18 protein-coding genes are annotated in these 15,760 nt (G+C 67.3%); 6 read left to right on the top strand and 12 right to left on the bottom strand.

Annotated features, from left to right (window positions below; translation table 11 throughout):
- Window positions 1-4: 4 nt before the first annotated feature.
- The 9 genes from ACCQ12_RS09300 to ACCQ12_RS09260 form a co-directional block, all read right to left on the bottom strand.
- A complete protein-coding gene (locus ACCQ12_RS09300; RefSeq protein ID WP_166748510.1) occupies window positions 5-448 on the bottom strand; it encodes a hypothetical protein in 444 nt (147 codons plus the stop codon).
- On the bottom strand, window positions 448-1,572 hold the full coding sequence (gene carA / locus ACCQ12_RS09295) for a glutamine-hydrolyzing carbamoyl-phosphate synthase small subunit (RefSeq protein ID WP_372383440.1): 1,125 nt from the start codon (window positions 1,570-1,572) through the stop codon (window positions 448-450). The genes ACCQ12_RS09300 and carA overlap by 1 nt, the downstream gene beginning before the upstream one ends.
- Before the next feature lie 239 nt (window positions 1,573-1,811).
- Window positions 1,812-2,528: a 4-hydroxy-tetrahydrodipicolinate reductase gene (dapB, locus tag ACCQ12_RS09290; protein ID WP_047696246.1), complete on the bottom strand. Its 717-nt coding sequence runs from the start codon at window positions 2,526-2,528 to the stop codon at window positions 1,812-1,814.
- A 221-nt stretch (window positions 2,529-2,749) separates the two neighbouring features.
- Entirely contained in the window at window positions 2,750-3,469 is a 720-nt protein-coding gene (locus tag ACCQ12_RS09285) for an MOSC domain-containing protein (RefSeq protein WP_372383439.1), read from the bottom strand.
- Window positions 3,466-4,668, bottom strand: coding sequence for an aminotransferase-like domain-containing protein (locus tag ACCQ12_RS09280; RefSeq protein ID WP_372383438.1), 1,203 nt, complete (start codon window positions 4,666-4,668; stop codon window positions 3,466-3,468). Before ACCQ12_RS09280 ends, ACCQ12_RS09285 begins: the two co-directional genes overlap by 4 nt.
- An 85-nt stretch (window positions 4,669-4,753) precedes the next feature.
- On the bottom strand, window positions 4,754-5,254 hold the full coding sequence (locus ACCQ12_RS09275) for a nuclear transport factor 2 family protein (protein WP_372383587.1): 501 nt from the start codon (window positions 5,252-5,254) through the stop codon (window positions 4,754-4,756).
- 59 nt (window positions 5,255-5,313) lie between these two features.
- Window positions 5,314-5,568, bottom strand: coding sequence for a DUF6587 family protein (locus tag ACCQ12_RS09270; RefSeq protein ID WP_184442453.1), 255 nt, complete (start codon window positions 5,566-5,568; stop codon window positions 5,314-5,316).
- Window position 5,569: 1 nt separating this feature from the next.
- A complete protein-coding gene (gene feoB / locus ACCQ12_RS09265) occupies window positions 5,570-7,429 on the bottom strand; it encodes a ferrous iron transporter B (protein ID WP_372383437.1) in 1,860 nt (619 codons plus the stop codon).
- The gene (locus ACCQ12_RS09260; RefSeq protein ID WP_166749468.1) at window positions 7,426-7,674 is read right to left on the bottom strand and encodes a FeoA domain-containing protein; all 249 of its coding nucleotides are present in this window, start codon (window positions 7,672-7,674) and stop codon (window positions 7,426-7,428) included. Before ACCQ12_RS09260 ends, feoB begins: the two co-directional genes overlap by 4 nt.
- Before the next feature lie 114 nt (window positions 7,675-7,788).
- On the opposite strand from ACCQ12_RS09260, the gene ACCQ12_RS09255 reads away from it, so the two are divergent.
- From ACCQ12_RS09255 to ACCQ12_RS09230, 6 genes are all read left to right on the top strand, one after another.
- Window positions 7,789-8,586 (top strand): enoyl-CoA hydratase-related protein, encoded by a 798-nt coding sequence (locus ACCQ12_RS09255; protein WP_372383436.1) that lies wholly within the window; start codon window positions 7,789-7,791, stop codon window positions 8,584-8,586.
- Window positions 8,583-8,972 (top strand): VOC family protein, encoded by a 390-nt coding sequence (locus tag ACCQ12_RS09250; protein WP_039410283.1) that lies wholly within the window; start codon window positions 8,583-8,585, stop codon window positions 8,970-8,972. The genes ACCQ12_RS09255 and ACCQ12_RS09250 overlap by 4 nt, the downstream gene beginning before the upstream one ends.
- A 109-nt stretch (window positions 8,973-9,081) precedes the next feature.
- Window positions 9,082-9,978: a hydroxymethylglutaryl-CoA lyase gene (locus ACCQ12_RS09245; protein ID WP_047696325.1), complete on the top strand. Its 897-nt coding sequence runs from the start codon at window positions 9,082-9,084 to the stop codon at window positions 9,976-9,978.
- Window positions 9,979-10,114: 136 nt separating this feature from the next.
- The gene (locus ACCQ12_RS09240) at window positions 10,115-10,885 is read left to right on the top strand and encodes an SDR family NAD(P)-dependent oxidoreductase (RefSeq protein WP_166748503.1); all 771 of its coding nucleotides are present in this window, start codon (window positions 10,115-10,117) and stop codon (window positions 10,883-10,885) included.
- A 98-nt stretch (window positions 10,886-10,983) separates the two neighbouring features.
- A complete protein-coding gene (gene yeiP / locus ACCQ12_RS09235; RefSeq protein ID WP_039410277.1) occupies window positions 10,984-11,550 on the top strand; it encodes an elongation factor P-like protein YeiP in 567 nt (188 codons plus the stop codon).
- The gene (locus tag ACCQ12_RS09230) at window positions 11,550-11,936 is read left to right on the top strand and encodes a hypothetical protein (RefSeq protein WP_104581424.1); all 387 of its coding nucleotides are present in this window, start codon (window positions 11,550-11,552) and stop codon (window positions 11,934-11,936) included. Before yeiP ends, ACCQ12_RS09230 begins: the two co-directional genes overlap by 1 nt.
- A gap of 98 nt (window positions 11,937-12,034) precedes the next feature.
- Here ACCQ12_RS09230 and ACCQ12_RS09225 read toward each other — a convergent pair whose 3' ends face one another.
- Genes ACCQ12_RS09225 through ACCQ12_RS09215 form a run of 3 tightly spaced genes read right to left on the bottom strand, consistent with a single transcriptional unit; the run spans window position 12,035 to window position 15,654 of the window.
- Window positions 12,035-13,912, bottom strand: coding sequence for a DUF7844 domain-containing protein (locus ACCQ12_RS09225; protein WP_372383435.1), 1,878 nt, complete (start codon window positions 13,910-13,912; stop codon window positions 12,035-12,037).
- Entirely contained in the window at window positions 13,909-14,202 is a 294-nt protein-coding gene (locus ACCQ12_RS09220) for a DUF2388 domain-containing protein (protein ID WP_115004571.1), read from the bottom strand. Before ACCQ12_RS09220 ends, ACCQ12_RS09225 begins: the two co-directional genes overlap by 4 nt.
- 33 nt (window positions 14,203-14,235) lie before the next feature.
- Complete coding sequence (locus ACCQ12_RS09215) at window positions 14,236-15,654, bottom strand: D-2-hydroxyglutarate dehydrogenase (RefSeq protein WP_372383434.1); 1,419 nt, start codon at window positions 15,652-15,654, stop codon at window positions 14,236-14,238.
- Window positions 15,655-15,760 lie beyond the last annotated feature (106 nt).

Here is a 15,760-nt window from a genome sequence, read left to right as displayed (position 1 = left end):
GTCCTCAGTAAAGTCGGTCCTGCCACGCCGTTGCGGCGAGCCAGGTAATTTGGTCGGGCGATCGGGCGTCGATCGCGCCATGGTCGACCGCGGCGCGAACCTCTCGCTGCATCGCGGCCCAGCTCGGAGCGGCGGCGCCGATGCGCGCGCCAATCCCGTTGTTGTGCGCATCCATCGCGCGGCTCGGAGTGCCAACGCCACCGCGCTCCATCACGGCAGTCACCCAATCCACGCAACGCGGAGACAAGGTGTAGGCAACGATGGCGCTTGCAAGGCTGTGCCGGTAGGCATCGGCCGGGCCGTTGCGTCCGCCCGGGAGGCCGGATCCCATCCACTGCGAATACACCGCGATCAACACGAACGCCGGATACGCGGACAGCGCCAGCATCGCCAACGCGAACACCCGCCAATGGCGTGTGTGCGGCAGCGAGGCCAGCCCTGCTTTCATCAGGCGCGTGCCGCCATCAGATCCACGAACCGATCGAACAATGGCCCTACATCGCGCGGACCGGGCGAGGCTTCCGGGTGGCCCTGGAACGAGAACGCCGGTGCGTCGGTCAGCGCGATGCCCTGGTTGGTGCCATCGAACAGCGAACGGTGGGTCACCCGCACATTGGCCGGCAGGCTGCTTTCATCCACTGCAAACCCGTGGTTCTGCGAGGTGATCATCACCCGGCCGCCATCCAGATCCTGCACCGGGTGGTTGGCGCCGTGATGGCCAGTGGTCATCTTCACCGTCTTCGCGCCGGCGGCCAGCGCCAGCAACTGATGGCCCAGGCAGATGCCGAAGGTCGGCACCTTCTGCGCGACCAGCTCCTTGATCGCGGCGATTGCGTAATCGCAGGGCTCCGGGTCGCCCGGGCCATTGGACAGGAACACGCCATCGGGCTGCATCGCCAGCACCTCGGCCACCGGCGTGCGGGCCGGTACCACGGTGACGTCGCAACCACGGTCGGCCAGCATGCGCAGGATGTTGAGCTTGACGCCGTAATCGTAAGCAACAACTTTGTGCTTCAACTCGGCGCGTACGAAGGTGTCTGAGTTCAGATCCAGCGAGCCTTCCTTCCAGTTGTACGTGCTCTCGGTCGAGACCACCTTGGCCAGATCCATGCCCTTCAGGCCGGGGAACTTGCGCGCGGCTTCCAATGCCTTTTCGATGTCGATCTCGCCGGCCATCAGCGCGCCGTTCTGGGCGCCCTTCTCACGCAGCAAACGGGTCAGCTTGCGGGTGTCGATGCCGGAGATGGCCACCACGCCGCGCGCCTGCAGCCACTCGGGCAGGGCCACCTGGCTGCGCCAGTTGCTGGGACGGCGCGGCACATCGCGCACGATCAGACCGGCGGCCCAGATCTTGCGGGCTTCGTCGTCCTGATCGGTAAAGCCGGTGTTGCCGATATGCGGATAGGTCAGCGTGACCATCTGGCGGGCGTAGGAGGGATCGGTCAGGACTTCCTGGTAACCGGTCATGGCGGTGTTGAACACCACTTCACCGACGGAAAGCCCGTTGGCGCCTACGGATTCGCCCTCGAACACGGTGCCGTCTTCGAGGACAAGGATTGCGGGTTGGGTCACGTGGGGTCTCGCTCTGGCTGCCTGGGACTCCGATGCGCTTCCGGCCAAATTCCGGTTGCAGCAAAGCGCGGACGCGGTGCTGAGGACCGGTCCGACGCTGGTTCGGGCAAGCGAGAATTGTAAAGGCAAGTGCCCCCGCATGCCACCCTGTCGCGCAGCCGAAGCGGCAGACGCCGCGCCGGAGCGGCATGAATACGCTGCCGCGCCTGGCAACCGTTCACGCGCGGTTGCGCGGCGCGCTACAGCACCAGGTCGCGCACCCGGTAGCTACCGGCCGGCCTCCCGATCAGGCGCTTGGCTGCATGCAGGGCGCCGCGCGCGAAGATGTCGCGATTGGTTGCGCGATGCACCAGCTCCACCCGCTCGCCCAGGCCGGTGAACTGCACCGTGTGTTCGCCCACGATATCCCCGGCGCGCAGGCTGGCAAAGCGCGGTTGCGCACCGCTGCCGGTGGCCGCTTCGCCCAGCGTCAGCGCGGTGCCGGAGGGTGCGTCCTGCTTGTGCACGTGATGGGCTTCGATGATGTCGCAGTCCCATCCGGGCAAGGTGCCGGCGGCGCGCTCGACCAATTCGGTGAGCACCGCCACCCCCAGGCTGAAGTTGGACGCCCATACCAGCGGAATCTGCCGCGCGGCATCGAGCAAGGCGGCGCGCTGCGCCTCGTCCAGCCCGGTGGTGCCGGAGACCAGCGGCTTGCCGCGCTGCGTGCACAACGCCAGGACCGGCGCAAAGCCCTGCGGCAGGCTGAAGTCGATCGCCACATCGAAGGCCGGCGCACCGCCCAGCTCGCTGGCGGCAAAGAACGGCACGCCATCGACCACCCGCTGCGAGGGCGAGCGCCCCACCACTGCGCCGACGACATGCAAGCCATCGTCTTCGGCCGCCAGGCGCAACAAGGCCTTGCCCATCCGCCCGGAGGCACCGTGGATCAACACTTTTACAGGAGACGTTGTCATGCCCGCAGGCTAGCGATGCGGTGTGGGTTGCACAAGGTGCTGGGATTCGGGATTCGGGATTCGGGAATCGTAAGAGCGGTGTGCTGTGGCTGAGCCGTTGGTGCGGCTGGCGAGGTTTGGCGGTTGTTGGGTGGGGGGGTGGCTTGGGAGCGCGGGGGGCTTGCGGTGGCGTGGCGCTTGGGTGAGGGATCGCCGCTCACATCGACCGGGGCGACGTTTGCTCAGTCGCCCATGCCGTCCAGGCGCTTGGCCCAGCTTTCGACCTCGCTGCGCTGCAGGCGACGCTCGAACAACGCGCGCCACGAGGGCACAAGTGGCAACGTCAGCACATCGGAGATCGCGGCGGTATCGATGGTGCGCGCGTACAGCACCTGCTGCAGGCGGGCCAATGTCCATTGCGGATGCGGTCGCTCCTGCAACGTGAGCATGTCGCCGGCGGCCACCGCGCCGGGTTGCAGCACGCGGTAATACCACCCGGTGCGTCCGCTGTCCTGCACCCGGCGCGCCATCTCGCGCACGCCGAAGCGGTCCGACAGCTTCCAGCATGGCTGGCGCAACTGCGAGACCTCCACTACCGCCGTGCCCAACGTAAAGCGATCCCCAAGACAGACCGTGGCCTCGGTCAGGCCGGTGCTGCTCAGGTTCTCGCCGAAGGCGCCGGCAGCTTCCAGCAGCGCATGCGCGCCAAGTTCGCTGCGCCAGGCGGCGTAGTGGTCGCGCGGATAGTGATGGATCGCCTTGTCCGGCCCGCCATGCACGCGCCGGTCGCCCTGCTCGTCGCCGGCCAGACTGTCCACCGCAACCTGCACCGAGCCCCGCACGGCGCGCTTGTCGATCGCGCTGCGGCTGCCGGGGCGCGTGAAGTCGCGTGCCACGCCGATGGCGACGCTATCGATCCGCGTTGCGGTCGGCGCGTCCTGCAGCGTAGCGGGCGCGCTCATGCGCCCTGCCCCGGCAGCTCGGCCAGCGCCTCGCGCAGCACCTCGCCGAGCACCTGGATGCCCGCATCGATCTTCTCGCCCGGCACGGTGACGAACGACAGCCGCAAGGTGTTGGCTTGCGGGAGCGTCGCAAAAAACGGTGCGCCGGGCACGAACGCGACATTGCGTGCGATGGCGCGCGCCAGCAGTGCGGTGGCGTCCAGCCCGGGCGGCAGGCTCACCCACAGGAACATGCCGCCTTCGGGGCGATTCCATTGCACCTGGGGCGGAAAATGCCTGTCCAGCGCTTCCAGCATCAGGCTGCATTGGCGCGCATACAGCGCGCGGATCTGCGGGATGTGGGTATCCAGAAAGTTGTCCTGCAGCGTCTGGTAGACCACGCGCTGGGTGAACGACGGCGTATGCAGATCGGCCGCCTGCTTGGCCTGGATCAGTTTGCCCAGCACGGCCTCCGGCGCCACCACATAGCCCAACCGCAGACCGGGCGCGAGCACCTTGGAGAAGGAGCCCATGTAGATCACGCCGTCCGGATTCATCGACAGCAGGCTCGGCAGCGGCTGCCCGCTGTAGTACAGCTCGCCGTACGGGTCGTCTTCGACGAGCGGCACGCCTGCCTCGGCAGCGCGCGCCACCAGCGCCCGACGTCGCGCCAGCGGCAAGCGTCGCCCGGTCGGGTTCTGGAAATTGGGCAGGCAGTACAGGAAACGCGCATCGGCCAGCAGCGCCGGCTCCAGCGCATCCACCACCACACCCTCGTCGTCCGATGGCATGCCGACAAACGTGGGCTGGAACAACGAGAACGCCTGCAACGCGCCCAGATAGCTGGGCGTTTCCACCAGCACCTTGCTGCCTTCGTCGATGAAGACCTTGCCCAGCAGGTCCAGGCCTTGCTGCGACCCGGTGGTGATCAGCACCTGGCTGGGCCGGATGACCGCGCCATCGCGACTGAGCCGGGCCGCCACCCATTCGCGCAATGGCGCGTAGCCCTCGGTGGGCCCGTATTGCAAGGCGGCCTGCGGTGCATCGCGCAATACCTGATCGCTGGCCGCGCGCATGCGCTCGACCGGAAAGGTCGCCGGCGATGGCAGCCCGCCGGCGAAGGAAATGACCTCCGGCCGCTCGGTCACCTTGAGGATTTCACGAATCGCCGAACTGGTCAGCGCCTGCGCACGTCGGGAGATCTGGAAGGAGGTTGTCATGGCCCAAGCATAGCGAACGCCAGCGAGTGCGCCGCTGTGCACTGCAGCGATACATTGCTCGCCATTTGCCGAGCGCGACGCCCGCTTACTGGTACGCGGGGCCGACCCAGGCCGTGCCTTCGCTGCGTTCGATCAGGGTCTTCCACCGTTTGCGGATCAATGTGTCGCGCGAGCGGAAGGTCATGCGCAAGCCCGGCAGGCCGAGTGTGGCACGCGTCTCCACCAGCGCCGACCGCGCGTCCGGTGCAATCTCGATCCTGGTGATCGACTGCTTGTAGTCGATCAGTTCTTCCGGCTCAGCCACATGGCGCATCTGGCTGAGCACCTGCGCCCATTCGCCATTGGACTTGCAGTACTTGGCGCGATTGGTGGTCTCGCGCTTTTGATGGGAATCCATGCGGTACAGGACCACCATCTCGAATTCCGGCGCGGTCATCGCGCACAGGGCCTCACCATCCTGACCCATCATCGCCTTGTCCTGGGCGGCGTAGAAATCGCGCACCTGCGTTTCATCGAGCGCATTGCCACCATAGTTGTAGAACCCCGCAACGGCGGCCAGCACCGCCAACAACACCAGCAAACGCATCACCGCCCCTTGTTTCGCCGCGTCCTGCGGCCGGGCAAGTGTAGCCGACGCTGAATGCGTCAGTGCTTGCGCGGCGGCGTCGGGCCGCAGCTATCGCAGCCGCCGCAGGAGGCAGCGCCCTGGGCAGCCGGTGGCGCCACGCGACGGCCGACCGCCTGCATCCAGGCAGGTCGCCCGGCGCGCAGCAGCGCGAGCGCGAGCGCGCCGCGCAGCCGGCGCAAGGTGCCGGGGAACTGCTTTTTCATCACCACCCACAGGCTGACCAGCACCGCGATGGCGATGACCACGTATTGCACCGTGAGCGAAAGATCCATGTCAGCCTGCACCCAACAGGACGGCCAGTTGGTAGGTCAGCAGCGAGGCCAGGTAGGCCAGGGCGAACAGATACACCGCGCTGATGGTCATCTGCTTCCACGAGTTGGTTTCGCGCTTGATCGTGGCCAGCGTGGAAATGCACATCGGCGCGTAGATGTACCAGACCAGCAACGACAGCGCGGTGGCCAGCGACCAGCCGTCGCTGATCAACGGCGACAGCGCCTGCGCTGCGGCATCGTCATCGGCAGCCGACAAGGCATAGACCGTGGCCAGCGAAGCCACCGCCACTTCGCGCGCGGCAAGTCCGGGAATCAGCGCAATGCAGATCTGCCAGTTGAAGCCCAACGGCGCGAAGAACACCGCCATTGCATGGCCGATGCGGCCGGCAAAGCTGTAATCGATGGCCGGCAAGGTGGCATTGGCCGGCGCCGCCGGGAACGACAACAGGAACCAGAGCAGGATGGTCAGCGCCAGGATGATGCCGCCCACGCGCTTGAGGAAGATCCAGGCCCGCTCCCACAGGCCCAGCGCCAGGTCGCGCAGCTGCGGCACGCGGTAGGACGGCAACTCCAGCATCAGCGGGTGCTCGCTCTTGTCGCGGCGCCACTTCTTCATGGTCCACGACACCAGCAGTGCACTGACGATGGCCGCGGCATACAGCGCGAACAGCACCAGCCCCTGCTGGTTGAAGATGCCCCACACGGTTTTCTGCGGGATGAAGGCACCGATCAGCAGCGCATACACGGGCAGCCGCGCCGAGCAGGTCATCAGCGGCGCGACCATGATGGTGGCCAGCCGGTCGCGTGGGTCCTGGATGCTGCGGGTGGACATGATGCCCGGCACCGCACACGCAAAGCTCGACAGCAACGGAATGAACGAGCGCCCCGACAACCCGGCCGCGGCCATCATGCGATCCAGCAGAAACGCAGCGCGCGGCAGATAGCCGGATTCTTCCAGCGCCAGGATGAAGGCGAACAGGATCAGGATCTGCGGCAGGAAGATGATCACCCCGCCCAGGCCGGCAATGATGCCGTCCTTGAGCAGGCTGTTGAGCGGGCCTTCCGGCAAGGTGGTGCCCACCCACTCGCCCAGTGCGGCGGTGCCGCCGTCGATCAGATCCATGACCGGCGTGGCCCAGGCGTACACCGCCTGGAAGATCAGGAACATCACCACCGCCAGCGTGACCAGGCCCCAGATCGGGTGCAGCAGCCAGCGGTCCAGCGCGTCGTCCACGCGCGAGGTGCGGGTCGGCATGCTGACGGCCGCACTCAGGATCTGCCGCACCTGGGCGTGGTAGTTGCCGTCCGCCGGCGGTGCTGCACTGGGTGCGTGAAGGCTGGCGGCCTGCGCGTCGATGCGCTCGACCAGGGCCTTGGCCCCACCGCGCCGCACTGCCACGGTTTCGACCACCGGCACGCCCAGCGCCTGCTCCAGCGCCGCCAGATCGATGACGATGCCGCGCCGCTGCGCGGCGTCGACCATGTTCAAGGCCACGATCATCGGCCGGCCCAGCTCGCGCAACTCCAGCGCAAAGCGCAGGTGCAGGCGCAGGTTGGTCGCATCCATCACGCACACCAGCACGTCCGGTGCGGGTTCGCCGGGGTAGAAGCCACGGCACAGGTCGCGGGTGATCGCTTCGTCCAGGCTGGCCGGCTGCAGGCTGTAGGCGCCGGGCAGATCCAGCACCGCGAAGTCGCGCCCGGACGGGGCACGGAAGTGGCCTTCCTTACGCTCGACGGTGACGCCGGTGTAATTGGCCACCTTCTGGCGGCTGCCGGTGAGCTGGTTGAACAAGGCGGTCTTGCCGCTGTTGGGGTTGCCGACCAATGCCAGCCGCAGCGGAACGCTGGCCGCGTTCATGCCGATGCCCCCTCTTGGCGCACCTGTACGCGCGCCGCCTCGCTGCGACGCAGCGCAAACCGGGTGTAACCGACCTGCACCAGCAAGGGTTCACGCCCCACCGGCCCGGTGGCCAGCACGGTCACTTCCTCCCCTGCGACAAAGCCAAGCTCGCGCAAGCGCCGGGCGATCGTGTCGTTGGGAAGACGATCCTCCACAGAGTCCACAATGGCGGCGCGATGCAAGGGCATGTCGGACAGCGTCACAAAGACGGCCTGATTGTTAGGAATGGTTCTCAATTCTAGCATCGACGCACCGCGTCATGGCTCCGGCGACCCGTACCGCTATGATGGTTCGCATCTCATTCATGGACGTTCGCAATGCAGGACACCGGCTTGATCGTCGAGGACCAGGGACCGGTCCGCACCTTGCGCCTGCACCGACCAACGGTGCATAACGCCTTCGATGCGACCTTGATCGGCGCCCTTACCCAGGCCCTGCAACAGGCAGCCGGCGCAGCCCACATCCGCGTGGTGGTGCTGACCGGTGCCGGCGATGCATTTTCCGCCGGCGCAGACCTGAACTGGATGCGCGGCATGGCCAACGCCAGCGAGGCCGCAAACGCTGCCGATGCAATGACGCTGGCACAGCTGATGCGCACCCTGGACGAACTGCCCAAGCCCACCATTGCCCGCGTCAACGGCGCCGCGTTCGGCGGCGGCGTCGGCCTGGTGGCGTGCTGCGACATCGCCATCGGCTGCACCGAAGCGCGCTTCGGCTTGACCGAGAGCAAGCTGGGGCTGCTGCCGGCGGTGATCTCGCCGTATGTCATCGCTGCGATCGGCGCGCGCCAGGCGCGCCGCTGGTTCGCGACCGCCGAGATCTTCGACGCCGGCACCGCGCAGCTGCTGGGGCTGCTGCACCAGCTCGTGGCGGCCGACCAATTGGACATCGCGGTGGAGCGGCAGGTGCGCCTGCTGCTGGCCGCTGCGCCACTGGCCGCCAGCAGCGCCAAGACGCTGGTGCGTTCGGTACTGCCGCCTGCCGACCGCGATGCGATCGATGCCGCCAATGCCGCCTGGATCGCACGCCTGCGGGTGTCGCCCGAAGGCCAGGAAGGTCTTGGTGCCTTTCTGGACAAACGGGCGCCAGCATGGGTGCCGGAGAGCGTGGCATGAGCGGGATCGACCATGTTGGCATCGCCTGCGGCGACCTTGCCGCCAGTGTCGCGTTCTATCGCGCGGCGCTGGCCCCGTTGGGCATGACCCTGCTGGTGGAATTGAGCGCGGCCCAGACCGGCAGCCGCGCGCACGCCGGCTTCGGCATCGAGCGTGCAATCGTCTGGCTGGGGTCCGATGCGCAGGCTCCCGGCACCGCGCATCTGGCGCTTGCGGCGGCCGATCGCGCCAGCGTGGACGCGTTCCACCGTGCAGCGCTCGCCGCAGGCGGCCGCGATCACGGCGCGCCCGGTCTGCGCCCGCATTACCACCCGCACTATTACAGCGCCTTCGTGCTCGACCCCGATGGCAACAACCTCGAAGCGGTCTGTCACCGCGCCGCATGAGCACCGTTCCGATGTCCTCGAGCACTGTATCTCCCTGCGCGGACGTGGGCGCACATGAGACCGCTGTTGCGTCGGCCGCGCCCAGGCGTGCATGCGGGAACGTGGGCGCATGAGCGACTTCGTCCGCATTGTCGAGGTCGGCCCGCGCGATGGACTGCAGAACGAAGCGCAACCGGTCGCCACCGCCGACAAGATTGCGTTGATCGATCAACTCTCGGCCACCGGCCTGCGCAGCATCGAGGCGACCAGCTTCGTCAGTCCGCGCTGGGTGCCGCAGCTGGCCGATGCCGCCGATGTCCTTGCCGGCATCGGCAAGGCGCCGGGCATCGCCTACCCGGTCCTGGTGCCGAACCTGCAGGGCTATGTGCGTGCCCATGCCGCAGGCGCGCGCGAGGTCGCGGTGTTCACGGCTGCATCGGAAGCGTTCAACCGCACCAACACCAATGCCGGCATCGACGAATCGATCGCGCGGTTCCGGCCCGTGCTGGAGCAGGCCGCCATCGATGGCGTACGCGTGCGCGGCTACGTCTCCACCGTGCTCGGCTGCCCGTACCAGGGACAGGTGCCAGTGGCCGATGTGGTGGACGTCGCGCAGCGCCTGTACACGCTGGGCTGCTACGAAATTTCGCTGGGCGACACCATCGGTGTCGGCACCCCGGCAAAGGCACGCCAGATGCTGGACGCGGTCGCACAGGAGGTGCCGATGCAGGCGCTGGCCGTGCATTTCCACGACACCTACGGACAGGCGTTGGCCAATATCGCTGCATGCCTGGAACAGGGCGTGCGCGTGGTCGATGCGGCGGTGTCCGGCGCGGGCGGTTGCCCGTACGCCAAGGGCGCCAGCGGCAACGTCGCCAGCGAGGATGTGGTGTACCTGCTGCACGGGTTGGGCATGTCCACCGGCATCGACCTGCCCGCCCTCGCCCGCACCGGCCGCTGGCTGGCGCAGCTGCTCGGTCGCGAGACCGGCAGCAAGACCGGCAAGGCGCTCGCGGCCGCCGGCTGATCAACCGGCACCGCAGCGCGCCGGCAGTGTCGCCGGCACGCTGGCGCAAGGGCTTCGGCTAGAATTGCCGGCCGTCTCGTCCACCGTTCGCGTGCCGTCATCGCCCGGCATCCAACGCATCACAGGGAACCATCGCATGCAGCCGTCTTCTGTTCTTGCCGTTGTCACCGGCGGCGTCTCCGGCCTGGGCCTGGCCGTGGCGCAACGCATCGTGGCCGACGGCGGCAAGGTGGCCCTGTTCGATGTCAACGCGGACAAGGCCGACGCGGCGCTGGCGGCGCTGGGCGCCGGCAATGCGCATTACTTCGCCACCGACGTCACCGATGAGGCGCAGGTGGCAACCAATATCGCGCAGGCGGCGCAGGCGTTGGGCGGGCTCACGCTTGTCGTCAACTGCGCCGGCATCCTGGGCGCAGGGCGCGTATTGGGCAAGGAGGCGCCGATGCCGCTGGCGACCTTCCGCAACACCGTGCTGGTCAACCTGGTCGGCAGCTTCAATGTGGCCAAGGCGGCCGCCGATGTCATGCAGCACAACGCTGCCGGTGACGACGGCGAGCGCGGCGTGATCATCCACACCGCCTCGGTCGCTGCCTACGAGGGCCAGATCGGCCAGGCCGCCTATGCCGCGAGCAAAGGTGGCGTGGTGGGCATGACCCTGCCGATGGCGCGAGAACTCGCCCGCTTCGGCATCCGCGTGATGACGATCGCGCCCGGCGTGTTCTGGACCCCGATGGTCGACGGCATGCCCGAGGCCGTGCAGCAATCGCTGTCCGCTTCGATTCCGTTCCCCTCGCGCCTGGGCCAACCCGACGAATACGCCGACACCGTCGCCTTCATCCTGCGCAACCGCTATCTCAACGGCGAAGTGATCCGCCTGGACGGCGGCGTGCGCCTGGCACCCAAGTAGCCGGGAATCGGGAAACGGGAATGGGGAATCGCAACGGCGCCCTGCTCCCACCCCCGGTCCCTGCGTTTCCGATTCTCCATTCCCAACTCCCGATTCCCATGAAAGCTAACGACATCAAGAAAGGCAACGTCGTCGAATACAACGGCGGCATTTATCAGATCCGCGATATCGAGCGCAGCTCGCCGCAGGGGCGCGGCGGCAATGTGCGCTTCCGCTTCATCATGTACAGCGTGCCCGGCGGCGCCAAGCTGGACGCCAGCTTCGATGCCGACGACAACCTGCCCGACGTCGAGCTGCTGCGCCGCCTGTCCACGTTCTCGTACAAGGATGGCGAAGCCTTCGTGTTCATGGACGACGAAGATTTCACCCCGTACACGCTGGATGCGGACGTGATCGGCACCGATGCCGGCTACATCACCGATGGCCTGACCGGCATCTACGTGCAGGTGATCGACGACCAGCCGGTAGCCGTGCAGTTGCCGCAGACGGTGACCCTGGAAGTGGTGGAAACCCCGCCGGAATTGAAGGGCGGCACCGCCACCAAGCGCCCCAAGCCGGCCAAGCTCAACACCGGCATGGAAATCATGGTGCCCGAGTACATCAGCAACGGTGAGCGCGTGCTGGTCAACACCACCACGGGCGAATTTGCTGGCCGCGCCGACTGATGCGGCGCCTGATCGCAGCCCTGTCGCTGGGGCTGCTGGCTGCCTGCACCGCAGAACCGGTACCGACGCCCGCGTCGGCGCCGGCTGCGGCAACCTGCACCGACTCCAAGGTGGAGGAAGAATGGCTGCAGCACCCGGCCGGCCTGTGCGGCATGCCCGATGACGTGCGTGCGCTGGTGGACGACTACGACACGTGCGAGCACTTCGCCGGCGAGGAACCGTATGACGCCGACCGCCGCCACGAAATCGAAGTCGCCGTGGCGCAATTCTGCACACCGGCGCCGGCACGGCTTGCAAAGCTGATGCAGCAGTACCGCAACGACGCGCACATCAGCGAATGGCTGCGCCAGTACGCAGTGCAAGCGGATCTGCAACCCGCCGGCTGAAGCATCCCTTCTCCCCTCGGGACATTGTCCTCCTCACCCCAACCCCTCTCCCGACGGGAGAGGGGCTCTGCTACGCCCCCTTTGCGTAGCCTGGTTCGCTATTGCACCTGCAGAGGCGTGCGCATGTCCGACTGCACGTTGTCGGCAGCCGCCTCACCGCGCGCCAGCACACGCAAGCGCGCACGCAAACGCGCTACATTCGCTTCACCCTGCTCCAATCCATTGCGCAGGTAGGCCGGCAAGTGCTGGCGGCCCAAGCGCTGCAACTGCTTCCAGCCGTCGACCAATACGCCGCTGTCCTGCGCAACGCGCTCTGCCAGCTGCCGCTGTTCGTCCGTCTGCGGCAGCCCATAACCGGAGCTGGCCAGCAGCGTCGCCGGGCGACTGAACTGCGCCTGCTGCGCGAACACTGCGTGCAGCTGGTCCTGCACCATTACGCGGTCGGCCACGCCAGGGCGCAGCAACCGTTTGAGTGCATCGCGCGCCAGCAACTCCTGCCGACGCAGTGCCGCCTGCTCCAGCAACAGCGCCGCTGCGGTTTCGCGCAGGCCGCCCTGGTCGAACCACTGCGCGCGTGCGGCGGGTTGCGCATCGAGCCAATGCGCCACGCTGGTCTGCGGCACCGGGATGCCGCGCCGGATCACCTCGAACATGGCCTGGTAATGCGTGGCCGCCGACTCGAAGTAATAGCCCTGGCGGATTGCCTGGGCGTGGTCGTCCAACACCCCGATATCGGCGATACCGGCACGCTGCAGGCGCTGGCGCACGCCGCGCGGCGTGATCGACGCCAGATCGGCGGCCCCCAGACGCGGCACGCCGTCGTGCAGCAGCTTGTAGGTCTCCACCGCGCAGTTGTTGCCGACGAAGTAATAGCGCCCGTCGTAGCTCCAGTGCACCTGCGCTGCACGCGTGAGCAGCGCGGCGATCTCCTCGGGCGTCAGCGCCAGCGGCACCGACGAGAGCGCGCGCAGTTCCACCTTGGTGTACTCGTCGATGACCTGGTTCAGCGACAACACGAACAGCCGCGACGGATACGACCCGGTCAGCCCGCGCCAGCTGGAAATCTGTACATCGCCCACAAACGCGCGGAACGAGAGCACGCGGTGGTACTGCAGGTCCAGCCGGCAATCCGGTCCGGGCATGCGACCGGGCGCGCAGATCACCAGCCGCAACATGCTGTGGCCCCAACGGCTCATCGGCTGCTGGTTCCCTTCGGCCAGCAGGTAGTCCACCGCATACACGCGGGAAGGATCCAGACTCAGCAGCGACATCGCCCCGGCATCGTTGTCGGCCTGCAGGTAGGGCAGCGTCGGCGCACACGATGCGACGTTCTGCGGCGAGCCCACCTGTTCGGACAACCACGCCGCCAACGCGGGACGCCGGCAGGCATAGTCCGGGTCCAGCACATAATGTTCGAGATTGACCGCGACGAACTCTGCAGGGCTATGCCGCTCGTAAGCGTCGGGGCTGCGGTCGCTGAAGTGGTTTGCGCCGCGTCCAACCCGCCATGGCCGCACCTGCCAGCCGGCCAGATCGCGCAAGCGGGGGTCACGTGACAGCGCACTGCCCGCGCCACGGTCGCGCACATGCGCCAACTCGTGGATCAACGCCGCCATGGCGGCGCGCGTGGCCGGTACGGTCAGATCGGCGCGCTCACGTGCCGGCTGCGCACTCCACGACTGCAGCAAGGCGCGATCGAGCAGGATGTGGTTGCCGATGGCGCGGCCATGCACGCGTGCAGGCAGATCGCGGCGCCATTGCAGCTGGATCGGCGCTGCAGGGCGTTGCGCCCAGCCCTGCGGCAGGCGCTGCACGACCTGCTGGACCAGCGCCTGGCTGGCATCGCGTTGCTCCGGACTCAGGTCCACGGGCACGACGGTAATTTGCAGCGGCGGAGCGGGCTGTGGCTGGCCGTACGCCGCCGGTGCGAGTGCTGCGGCCAGCCACAGCCAGCCGCACCGGCGGCGACGACTCACTGCGCCAGAATGGACTGAGCCAGTTCCAGGTCGCTGGACAGACGCGCCGCATCGCTGCGGCTACGCAGCTGCAGCAACGCCGCTTCCAGGCGCGCCCCGCGGATGGCGCCATCGCTGGCAACGAAGCCGGCCGCATCTTCGCGCGCATCGGCCACCACCTTGTCGTCGCCGGAACTGCTGCTATTGGACGAGCCAGCCGACGATGCGCCGGCCGACGTGCCGGCGAGACTGGAGGCGGCTGCAGCCAGCGGCAGCAGGGTCAACGCACAAAACACTAGGGAGCGCATCATTGGCATGTCGATTCCATGTGAGATGCCGAAAGACTAACCGGCGTGCGTGACGCCGGGCGCGTCGTCCATGTCGAACAGCTTGCCGGGATTCAGCAAAAGATGAGGATCGAGCACATGTTTGATGCCGCGCATCAGCGCGATCTCCGCAGTTGAACGGGTACTCCACAGATACGGCTTCTTGACCAGGCCGATGCCGTGCTCGGCAGAGATGCTGCCGCCAAAACGCTGCAGCGCATGCGCCAGCACCTTGGTGACCTGATCGCAGGCAGCGACAAAATCGGCCTGGCTGGTGTCGTCGGGCTTGAGCACGTTGATGTGCAGGTTGCCATCGCCGATGTGGCCGAACCACACCACATCGAAGTGCGGGTACGCCTGGCTGAGCAAGGACTGTGTTTCAGCCAGAAACGCCGGCATTGCCGAGATGCGCACCGACACATCGTTCTTGTACGGGGTGTAGCGCGCCACGGCCTCGGTGATGCCCTCGCGTAGCCGCCACAGCTGCGCGGCCTGCGCATCGCTCTGACTAATCACCCCGTCGCTGACCCAGCCCTGCTCCATGCAGGTCTCGAACGCCGCCATCGCCGCCGCTTCCTGCACTTCATCCCCGGCGGCGAACTCGGTGACCACGTAATACGGGTGAACGTCGGCGAACGGCGCCTGCGCGCCATGCGCGAGGACGTGTTCCAGCGCACGGTCGGTAAAGAACTCGAAGGCCTCCAGCCGCAGCTGCGCACGAAACGCTGCAAATACCTGCATCAGCACCTCGAACGAGGGCAGCGCCAGCAGCATCACATTGCTCGGCGGCGGCGGGTCGGTCAGCCGCAGCGTCGCTTCGACGACGATGCCCAGGGTGCCCTCGGAGCCGATCATCAGATGGCGCACGTCGTAGCCGCTGGAATTTTTCACCAGCGCGTTATTGAGTTCGAGCAGCTCGCCGCCGCCGGTGACCACTTTTAGCCCGGCCACCCATTCGCGGGTGTTGCCGTAGCGGATCACCCGGATACCGCCGGCGTTGGTGGCGATATTTCCGCCGATCGAGCAGGAGCCGCGTGCGGCAAAATCCACCGGGTACACCAGACCCTGTTCGCGCGCGGCGTTGTGCACCGCTTCCAGTGGCATGCCGGCCTGCACGGTCAGCGTGCGGTCCACCGGGTTGAAGTCCAGCGGCTTGCTCAAGCGTTCCAGGCTCAGTACCAATTCGCCATTGGCGGCCACCGCGCCGCCGGACAGCCCGGTGCGGCCGCCCGATGGCACCACCGCCACGCCCTGCGCATTGGCCCAGCGCACCACCGCCTGCACCTCATCGACCGAGCCCGGAAGCGCGATGACCAGCGGGTTGGGCGTCCAGCGCCGCGTCCAGTCGCGGCCGTAATGTTCCAGGTCGGCCGGCTCGGTTTTCAGGCGCAGGGCCGGCACGGCCTGTTGCAACGAAACAATGCGGGGGTCGGTCATGGCACGCGGCGCGGCAGTAGGAACCGCACAGCGTGCCAGTGTGCGCCGGCCTCGTCCAGTTGCGATGCGCCGCGCCGGCGCCGTGTTGGATTCAGCTGAAACCGTT

The organism is Xanthomonas sp. NCPPB 1068, assembly GCF_041479385.2.
In the GTDB taxonomy this organism is placed as follows: Bacteria; Pseudomonadota; Gammaproteobacteria; order Xanthomonadales; family Xanthomonadaceae; genus Xanthomonas; species Xanthomonas cannabis.
The sequence above is the reverse complement of the archived record's forward strand: the minus strand, read 5'-3'. Positions and strand labels throughout refer to the sequence as shown.

What these genes read in the sequence shown, in the direction of transcription:
- ACCQ12_RS09300 (WP_166748510.1), bottom strand. Translation starts at nt 448, where the DNA reads ATGAAAGCAGGGCTGGCCTCGCTGCCGCACACACGCCATTGGCGGGTG.
- dapB (WP_047696246.1), bottom strand. Translation starts at nt 2,528, where the DNA reads ATGACAACGTCTCCTGTAAAAGTGTTGATCCACGGTGCCTCCGGGCGG.
- ACCQ12_RS09285 (WP_372383439.1), bottom strand. Translation starts at nt 3,469, where the DNA reads ATGAGCGCGCCCGCTACGCTGCAGGACGCGCCGACCGCAACGCGGATC.
- ACCQ12_RS09280 (WP_372383438.1), bottom strand. Translation starts at nt 4,668, where the DNA reads ATGACAACCTCCTTCCAGATCTCCCGACGTGCGCAGGCGCTGACCAGT.
- ACCQ12_RS09275 (WP_372383587.1), bottom strand. Translation starts at nt 5,254, where the DNA reads ATGCGTTTGCTGGTGTTGTTGGCGGTGCTGGCCGCCGTTGCGGGGTTC.
- ACCQ12_RS09270 (WP_184442453.1), bottom strand. Translation starts at nt 5,568, where the DNA reads ATGGATCTTTCGCTCACGGTGCAATACGTGGTCATCGCCATCGCGGTG.
- feoB (WP_372383437.1), bottom strand. Translation starts at nt 7,429, where the DNA reads ATGAACGCGGCCAGCGTTCCGCTGCGGCTGGCATTGGTCGGCAACCCC.
- ACCQ12_RS09255 (WP_372383436.1), top strand. Translation starts at nt 7,789, where the DNA reads ATGCAGGACACCGGCTTGATCGTCGAGGACCAGGGACCGGTCCGCACC.
- ACCQ12_RS09250 (WP_039410283.1), top strand. Translation starts at nt 8,583, where the DNA reads ATGAGCGGGATCGACCATGTTGGCATCGCCTGCGGCGACCTTGCCGCC.
- ACCQ12_RS09245 (WP_047696325.1), top strand. Translation starts at nt 9,082, where the DNA reads ATGAGCGACTTCGTCCGCATTGTCGAGGTCGGCCCGCGCGATGGACTG.
- ACCQ12_RS09240 (WP_166748503.1), top strand. Translation starts at nt 10,115, where the DNA reads ATGCAGCCGTCTTCTGTTCTTGCCGTTGTCACCGGCGGCGTCTCCGGC.
- yeiP (WP_039410277.1), top strand. Translation starts at nt 10,984, where the DNA reads ATGAAAGCTAACGACATCAAGAAAGGCAACGTCGTCGAATACAACGGC.
- ACCQ12_RS09230 (WP_104581424.1), top strand. Translation starts at nt 11,550, where the DNA reads ATGCGGCGCCTGATCGCAGCCCTGTCGCTGGGGCTGCTGGCTGCCTGC.
- ACCQ12_RS09220 (WP_115004571.1), bottom strand. Translation starts at nt 14,202, where the DNA reads ATGATGCGCTCCCTAGTGTTTTGTGCGTTGACCCTGCTGCCGCTGGCT.
- ACCQ12_RS09215 (WP_372383434.1), bottom strand. Translation starts at nt 15,654, where the DNA reads ATGACCGACCCCCGCATTGTTTCGTTGCAACAGGCCGTGCCGGCCCTG.